Here is an 8,234-nt window from a genome sequence, read left to right on the forward strand (position 1 = left end):
TGCAGTGAACGCCCTTCGTCTCGCTTCGCTCGCTCAGGGACCGGTGGGGTGCTCGCTCAGGGACCGGTGGGGTGCTCGCTCAGGGCTCACACGACCAGGCGATACCCCATGCCCGACTCGGTGAGCAGGTGCTGCGGCGATCCGGGTGCGACCTCGAGCTTCTTGCGCAGCTGCGACATGTACAGCCGCAGGTAGCCCGAGTCCGAGACCTGCTCGCTGCCCCAGATCTCCTTCAGCAGATCCTGCCGGGTGACAAGCGCGCCAGGATGCCGGGCCAGATGCTCCAGCATCCGCCATTCGGTGGGGGTCAGGTGCACCCGCGATCCCCCTCGGGTCACCGTCTTGCTCACGAGGTCGACGACCACGTCGCCGAACGACACGGTCGACTCGCCTCCGGCGGGTGCCGCCCGCCGCGACAGGGCCCGCAGCCGGGCGAGCAGCTCGTCGATCTGGAACGGCTTCGTGACGAAGTCGTCGGCCCCGGCATCCAGCGCCTCGACCTTGTCGGCCGACCCGGTCCGCCCGGAGACGACGATGATCGGCACGGTCGTCCATCCGCGCAGCGCCTGGATCACCTCGATGCCGTCCAGTCGCGGCATGCCCAGGTCGAGCATGATGAGATCCGGATGCGACTGCGCCGCGGCCGCGATCGCCGCCGCGCCGTCGGACGCCACGACCACCTCGTACCCGTGCGCCGCGAGCGTGATGCGCAGCGCCCGCACCATCTGCGGGTCGTCGTCGGCGATGAGGAGCTTCACTCCGCGTCCTCCGTGTCGGTGAAAGGCGCCGCGAGCGGCAGCGAGATGACCATGGTGAGGCCGCCGCCGGGGGTGTCCTCTGGTGTCAGGCTACCGCCCATGCCCTCGGCGAACCCGCGCGACAGCGCGAGTCCGAGACCGAGTCCCGCCGTGTTGTCGGTGTCGCCGAGCCGCTGGAACGGCTGGAAGATCCGGTCTTTCTTCTCCGCCGGCACGCCCGCTCCGCGGTCGATGATCCGGATCTCCGCCCGATCGCCGAGCCCGCTCGTCGAGACGAGCACCCGGGTGCCGTCCGGGGCGTACCGGTGGGCGTTCGCGATGACGTTCACGAGCACCCGCTGCAACAGCACCGGGTCCGCCGACACCGGCGGCAGATCAGCATCCAGCGCGAGATCGACGTCGCCTGGTCCGAGTCCCAGCTCGTCGATGGCGGCCAGCACCGGGCCCGCGACGTCGAGACGCGTGGTCGACACCGCGAGCACTCCCGCCTGCACGCGGCTCACGTCGAGCAGATCGGTGACCAGCGACGACAGGGTCGAGAGGCTCTCCTCGGCCGTCTCGAGGAGCTCCTCCCGATCGGATGCCGACAGCCTGTGAGCCGCGCGGAGTCCGCCGATCGCGGCGACCGCCGACGCCAGAGGGCGACGCAGATCGTGGCTCACGGCCGACAGCAGGGCGCTGCGCACCTGGTCGGTCTCGGCCAGCATGACCGCCTCGCGCGCGGTCGCGCGCAGGTCGGTGTGCTCGATCGCCGCCGCCAGCTGCGCGACGATCGCGTCGAGCAGGCGCCGGGCCGGGGTGTCGAGCGGTTCGCCATGCAGCTCCAGAGTCGCCGACGATTCGCCGGTGCCGACCGGAACGGTCGTGGCGCGACCGTCGGGCACGGGTTCGCCATCGCTCGCGAGCACCTCGCCGTCGGGCGCGAGCAGCCGCACGCCGCTGAGTCCGAACGCCTCCCGCGTGCGGCTGACGAGCGCGAGCACCGCGTTGTCCCCACGGAGAACGTTGCCGGCGACCGCGGCCAGCAGTTCGGCCTCGGCCGCCGCGCGCTGTGCGGTGCGCGCCCGGCGGGCGGCCTGGTCGACGATGATGCTCACGAGCACCGCGATGACGACGTACAGCGCGAGCGCCAGCACGTGCAGCGGGTGCGCGATCGTGATGGTGAAGAGCGGCGCGACGAACAGGAAGTCCAGAGTCAGGCCCGAGAGCACCGCCGCGAACACCGCAGGACGGATGCCGCCGACGAGGGCGACCACCACGACGAGCAGCTGGAACGCGAGCACCTCGACAGTGATCGATTCGGGGCTGCGGAACGTGAACATGCCCCACGACAGCAGCGGGCCGAACACCAGCGCGACCGCGAAGCCGAGCAGCTGTCGCCTCCAGCCCAGCGCGCCCCCGGTGATGCGGGGCAGGACGAGCCGTCCGCCGGCCGCCGCATGCGTGACGATGTGCACGTCGATGTCGCCGGATCGACGGATGACCTCCGAGCCGATGCCAGGTCCTGTGAGTGCCGCGGTGAGGCGTCCTCGACGGCTCACGCCGATCACCAGCTGCGTGGCATCCGCTCCCTGAGCGAACTCCACGAGCGTTCCGGGGATGTCGTCGCCGATGATCTGGTGGAAGGTGCCGCCCAGCGACTCGACGAGCGAGCGCTGGGCGGACAGCGCGCCGGGGGTCTCGTCGCGCAGACCGTCCTGCGCGGCGACGTGCACGGCGAGCAGCTCTCCGCCGGCGGAGCGCGCGGCGATGCGCGCCCCTCGGCGCAGCAGCGTCTCGCCCTCAGGGCCGCCGGTGAGGGCGACGACCACGCGCTCGCGGGCCTGCCAGGTGCCCTCGATGCCGTGGTCGGCGCGGTAACTGCGCAGCGCGCTGTCGACCTCGTCGGCGAGCCAGAGCAGAGCGAGCTCACGCAGCGCGGTGAGATTGCCGAGGCGGAAGTAGTTCGACAGGGCCGCGTCGATGCGCTCCGCCGGGTAGACGAGCCCGGCCGACAGCCGGTCGCGCAGCGACTGCGGCGCGAGATCGACGACCTCGATCTCGTCGGCCTCGCGCACCACGGCATCCGGCAGCGTCTCCTGCTGCGCGATACCGGTGATCTTCTCGACGACCGAGTTCAGTGACTCGATGTGCTGCACGTTGACGGTCGTGATGACGTCGATGCCGGCGTCCAACAGGGCGTCGACGTCCTGCCAGCGCTTCGGATGCCGGGAGTCGGGGATGTTCGTGTGGGCGAGCTCGTCGACGAGCGCGATCTCGGGGGAGCGCTCGAGCACGGCGTCGAGGTCGAGTTCGGTGAGCTCGACGCCGCGGTGCTCCGCCGTGCGGCGGGGGATCTCGGGGATGCCGATGGACTGGGCGAGCGTCGCCGCGCGGCCGTGCGTCTCGACGACCGCGATGACGACGTCGCGGCCCTCCTGCAGCAGCCGTCGGCCTTCGGCGAGCATCTCGTAGGTCTTGCCGACGCCGGGCGCGGCACCCAGCAGCACGCGGAGCCGGCCGCGTCGCTCGGCGCCCGTGCGCTCGGCGCCGATCCGCTCCGTGCTGATGCGCTCAGGGGTCATCCACGCTCCTGCTGGTCGAGGGCGAGATTGAGTTCGGCGACGTTGACGCGCTCCTCGCCGAGGAATCCCAGATCCCGCCCTTGAATCCTAGACTCCACGAGGTCGCGCACGCCCTGCTCGTCGAGTCCGCGCGCGGCCGCGATGCGCGGCACCTGCAGCAGCGCATACGCGGGGCTGATATGCGGGTCGAGTCCGGAGCCGGATGCCGTCACGGCGTCGGCCGGAACCTGCGAGACGTCCACACCCTCGCGCTCGGCGATCACCGAGCGGCGCTCCTCGATCGCGGCGACGAGATCGGCGTTCTCGGGGCCGAGGTTGCTGCCGCTCGACGAGGTGCCGTCGTAGCCGTCGCCCGCCGCCGACGGGCGGGGCTGGAAGTACTCGGGAAGGGCTTCGCCGTCGGCATCCGTCGCGGATTGGCCGATCAGGGCGCTCCCGTGGTCGTCGGCGAGGGGGGATCCGTTCGCCTGCCAGGGGAGCAGCAGCTGCCCGATGCCGGTGACGGCGAGGGTGTAGCCGACGCCGAGGACGAGCGTGAGGACGAGCATCGCGCGGACGGCGACGCCCGTGGTGCGGAGGGTGGTGCGGGAGGACATGAGGTGCCTTTCTGCGGAAGTACGGCGGTGTCGGTCTCACTTCGGGGGCCGACACGCCAGTTGTCGGACGGATGCCGCGGCTACGGCCTGTATCTGGCGTGTCGGCTCCCGAAGTGGTGGCGGTTGGGGCGAGGCGGGTGCCGGGAACGGGCGGAAACCCAGGGCCCCGCGCTAGAACCCGGGGATCAGGCTCACGACGAGGTCGATGAGCTTGATGCCGATGAACGGCGCGATGACTCCGCCGAGGCCGTAGACCAGCAGGTTGCGCTGCAGGATCTGCGCGGCGCTCGCCGGGCGATACGCCACCCCGCGCAGCGCCAGCGGGATCAGGAACACGATCACGATCGCATTGAAGATGATCGCGCTGGTGACAGCGGATGCCGGGGAGTGCAGCTGCATGATGTTCAGCACCGCGAGTCCGGGGAACACCCCCATGAACATCGCCGGGATGATGGCGAAGTACTTCGCGATGTCGTTGGCGAGGGAGAAGGTCGTCAACGTTCCTCGTGTGATGAGCAGCTGCTTGCCGATGCGCACGATGTCGATGAGCTTGGTCGGATCGGAGTCGAGGTCGACCATGTTGCCGGCCTCCTTCGCGGCCGAGGTGCCCGTGTTCATCGCGACCCCGACGTCGGCCTGCGCGAGGGCGGGCGCGTCGTTCGTACCGTCGCCGGTCATCGCGACCAGACGGCCGCCCTGCTGTTCCCGCTTGATGAGCTCGAGCTTCTGCTCGGGCGTGGCCTCGGCGAGGAAATCGTCGACGCCGGCCTCTTTCGCGATCGCGGCGGCGGTGAGCGGGTTGTCGCCCGTGATCATCACCGTGCGGATGCCCATGCTGCGCAGTTCGTCGAATCGCTCGCGCAGACCCTCCTTGACGATGTCCTTGAGGTGCACGACACCGAGGATCCAGGCGGCGCCCTGCTCCCCGGTCGTTGAGCGAGGAGCGAAGCCCCGAGACGAAACGACTCGATCTGCGTCGAACGCTTCCTCACCGCGTTTCGTCTCGCGGAGACCCGCGCTGAGCGAGCGCCAGCGAGTCGAAGTGTCGCTCAACGACCGGGCGGGGGCGTCGGCGGCCAGCGGGGGCGTCGGCGAAGAGGGCGAGGCGACCGCAACGACCAGAGGAGTACCGCCGCTCGCGGCGATCCCGTCGGCGATGCGGAACGCTTCGCTTCCGGCATCCGCGCCGAGCGATTCCAGCCAGGCGGCGACCGCCGAAGCGGCGCCCTTGCGGATCTGCGTGCCATCGGCGAGATCGAGACCCGACATGCGCGTCTGAGCGGTGAACGGCACGATCTCGGCATCCACCGGTTCGGACACGCGGATGCCGCGCGCCGCGGCCAGCTCGACGATCGACGCTCCCTCGGGGGTGGGGTCGGCGAGCGACGAGAGCGCCGCGGTGCGGAGCAGCTCGTCCTCGGAGATCCCCTCCAGGGGCAGCACCTCGTGCGCTCGGCGGTTGCCATAGGTGATGGTGCCGGTCTTGTCGAGCAGCAGGGTCGAGACGTCGCCCGCGGCCTCGACCGCCCGGCCCGACATCGCGAGCACGTTGCGCTGCACGAGACGGTCCATGCCGGCGATGCCGATCGCCGAGAGCAGCGCGCCGATCGTGGTCGGGATGAGGCAGACCAGCAGGGCGATCAGGACCGGGATGCTGACGGGGGAGGCCGCGTACGAGGCGATCGGGTTGAGGGCCAGCACGACGAGCACGAACACGATCGACAGGCTCGCGAGCAGGATGTTCAGCGCGATCTCGTTCGGTGTGCGCTGGCGGCTGGCGCCCTCGACGAGCGCGATCATGCGGTCGACGAAGGTCTCGCCCGGCTTCGAGGTGATCCGCACGACGATCCGGTCGGACAGCACGCGGGTCCCGCCGGTGACGGCGCTGCGGTCGCCACCGGACTCGCGGATCACCGGGGCGCTCTCACCCGTGATCGCCGACTCGTCGACGGTGGCGATGCCGGCGACGATGTCGCCGTCTCCCGGGATGAGCTCTCCGGCCGTGACGATCACGAGATCGTCGCGCTGCAGTTCGGCGGAGGAGACCTCGACGGTCTCGGCGCGCTGTGCGGCGGCATCCGTCGTCTGGTCGTAGCCGACCACGCGGCGGGCCATCGTGCTCGTCCGCGTCTTGCGCAGGCTCGCGGCCTGCGCCTTGCCGCGGCCTTCGGCGACGGATTCGGCCACGTTCGCGAACAGCACCGTGAGCCACAGCCAGATCGCGATGCCCCAGGTGAACGGGGCGGGCACGGGTGAGCCGCCCGAGGTTCCGGGGCCGCCGAGGAACGGTTCGGCGATCGCGAGCGCGGTGGTGAACGCGGCGCCCGCCCACACCAGCAGCATCACGGGGTTGCGCACCTGGGTGGCGGGGTTGAGCTTGCGCAGCGCCCCAGGGAGGGCCGCGACGAGCGGCGCCCAGCCGAACGAGCGGTTCGGTGCCTGCGGGGTCTCGGGGGCCGACGTGTCGGCATCCGTCGATTCAGATATGAGGGTCATGGTCAGACGAGTCCTTCGGCGAGGGGTCCCAGGGTGAGGACCGGGAAGTAGGTGAGCGCGGTGATGATGACCGTCACCGCGGCGAGCAGGCCGACGAACTGCGGCCGGTGGGTGGGGAGCGTGCCTGTCGTGGCCGGCAGCTTCTGCTGTGCGGCGAGAGACCCCGCGAGTGCGAGCACCAGCACGATCGGCAGGAACCTGCCGAGCAGCATCGCGATGCCGAGCGCGGTGTTCAGCCACGGGGTGTTCGCGGTGAGACCGGCGAAGGCGGAACCGTTGTTGTTCGCGGCCGAGGTGAACGCGTAGAGCACCTCACTCATGCCGTGCACACCGGGATTCAGGATGCTGGTCGCCTCGACGTCGGCGCGGATGCCGGGGACCGCGAAGCTCAGCGCGGTGCCGCCCAGCACGAGGGCGGGCACGACGAGGATGTAGAGGCTCGCGAGCGTCATCTCCTTCGGGCCGATGCGCTTGCCGAGGTACTCGGGGGTGCGGCCGACGAGCAGGCCGCCGACGAACACCGCGATGACCGCGAGCACGAGCATCCCGTAGAGGCCCGACCCGACGCCGCCGGGGGCGACCTCGCCCAGCATCATGTTGAGCATCGGCATCATGCCGCCGAGCGCGGTGTACGAATCGTGCATCGAGTTCACGGCGCCGGTGGAGGTGAGCGTCGATGCACTGCCGAACAGGGCGGAGCCCAGGATGCCAAAGCGCTGCTCCTTGCCCTCCATCGCGGCTCCGGCGAGCTCGGGCGCGCTGCCGCGGCCCGCGAGTTCGAGGGCCGAGAGGGCGAACGTCGAGACGAGGAAGATCGTGCCCATGACGGCCGCGATCGCGTAGCCCTGACGGTCGTCGCCGATGAGACGGCCGAAGGTGCGCGGGAGCGAGAACGGGATGGCGAGGATGAGCAGGATCTGCAGCAAGTTCGTCCACGGCGTCGGGTTCTCGAAGGGATGCGCGGAGTTCGCGTTGAAGAAGCCGCCGCCGTTCGTGCCGAGGAGCTTGATCGCCTCTTGCGAGGCGACCGGGCCGCCGGGGATCGTCTGTGCACCGCCGGAGACGGTCGTGATGTCGGTGAACCCTGCGAAGTTCTGGATCACGCCACCCGCGATGAGCGCCACGGCGCTGATCAGGGCGAGCGGCAGCAGGATGCGTCCGAGACCGCGGAGGAGATCGACCCAGAAGTTGCCGATCGTGGTGGACCCGCGGCGGGCGAAGCCGCGGACCAGAGCGATCGCGACCGCGAGGCCGACCGCCGCCGAGACGAAGTTCTGCACGGTCAGCCCGGCGAGCTGCACGGTGTAGCCCATCGTCTGCTCCGGCGAGTACGACTGCCAGTTGGTGTTCGCGACGAAGGAGGCCGCGGTGTTGAACGCGAGCCCTTCGGGGACCGCGGGCAGGCCGAGTGACTCGGGCAGGAACGCCTGAAGTCGCTGCAGACCGTAGACGAGCAGCACGCCGACGACGGAGAACGCGAGGACGCCGCGGGCATAGGCGCGCCAGGTCTGCTCGGATGCCGGATCGACACCGATGAGCCGGTAGAGGCCGCGCTCGACGCGCAGGTCGCGCGGGCTGCGGAAGACATGCGCCATGTAGTCGCCGAGCGGGCGGTAGAGGAGCACGAGGGCGACCACGACGACGGCCGCCTGGAGGATGCCGAACCAGATCTCCGCGCTCATCAGAAGCGCTCCGGGGCGACGAGGGCGATCACGAGGTAGACGACGGCGGCGAACGCGAGAGCGATCGCGGCGATCTCGAAGAAGATCACGGGCGGGCCTCCTCGTGGGCGGAGGCGGGGGCCGTGTCGGGGGCCGAGT

At 70.5% G+C, this 8,234-nt stretch carries 6 protein-coding genes; all 6 read right to left on the reverse strand.

The annotated features are described in order from the left end of the window. Positions 1-86: 86 nt before the first annotated feature. Positions 87-758 (reverse strand): response regulator, encoded by a 672-nt coding sequence (locus ACI3KS_RS12320; protein ID WP_404918685.1) that lies wholly within the window; start codon positions 756-758, stop codon positions 87-89. Beyond that, positions 755-3,322 carry an ATP-binding protein gene (locus ACI3KS_RS12325; protein ID WP_404918687.1) on the reverse strand — a complete coding sequence of 856 codons (2,568 nt, stop codon included), beginning with the start codon at positions 3,320-3,322 and terminating at the stop codon, positions 755-757. The genes ACI3KS_RS12320 and ACI3KS_RS12325 overlap by 4 nt, the downstream gene beginning before the upstream one ends. Then, complete coding sequence (gene kdpC / locus ACI3KS_RS12330) at positions 3,319-3,918, reverse strand: potassium-transporting ATPase subunit KdpC (protein WP_404918689.1); 600 nt, start codon at positions 3,916-3,918, stop codon at positions 3,319-3,321. Before kdpC ends, ACI3KS_RS12325 begins: the two co-directional genes overlap by 4 nt. A gap of 171 nt (positions 3,919-4,089) precedes the next feature. Next, entirely contained in the window at positions 4,090-6,414 is a 2,325-nt protein-coding gene (kdpB, locus tag ACI3KS_RS12335; protein ID WP_404918691.1) for a potassium-transporting ATPase subunit KdpB, read from the reverse strand. 2 nt (positions 6,415-6,416) lie between these two features. Further along, positions 6,417-8,096, reverse strand: a complete 1,680-nt coding sequence (gene kdpA / locus ACI3KS_RS12340) for a potassium-transporting ATPase subunit KdpA (protein WP_404918693.1) — start codon at positions 8,094-8,096, stop codon at positions 6,417-6,419. Beyond that, positions 8,096-8,185, reverse strand: coding sequence for a potassium-transporting ATPase subunit F (locus ACI3KS_RS12345; protein ID WP_404918697.1), 90 nt, complete (start codon positions 8,183-8,185; stop codon positions 8,096-8,098). Before ACI3KS_RS12345 ends, kdpA begins: the two co-directional genes overlap by 1 nt. Between the last annotated feature and the right edge of the window lie 49 nt (positions 8,186-8,234).

Source organism: Microbacterium sp. ZW T5_45, assembly GCF_044987415.1.
Lineage (GTDB): Bacteria > Actinomycetota > Actinomycetes > Actinomycetales > Microbacteriaceae > Microbacterium.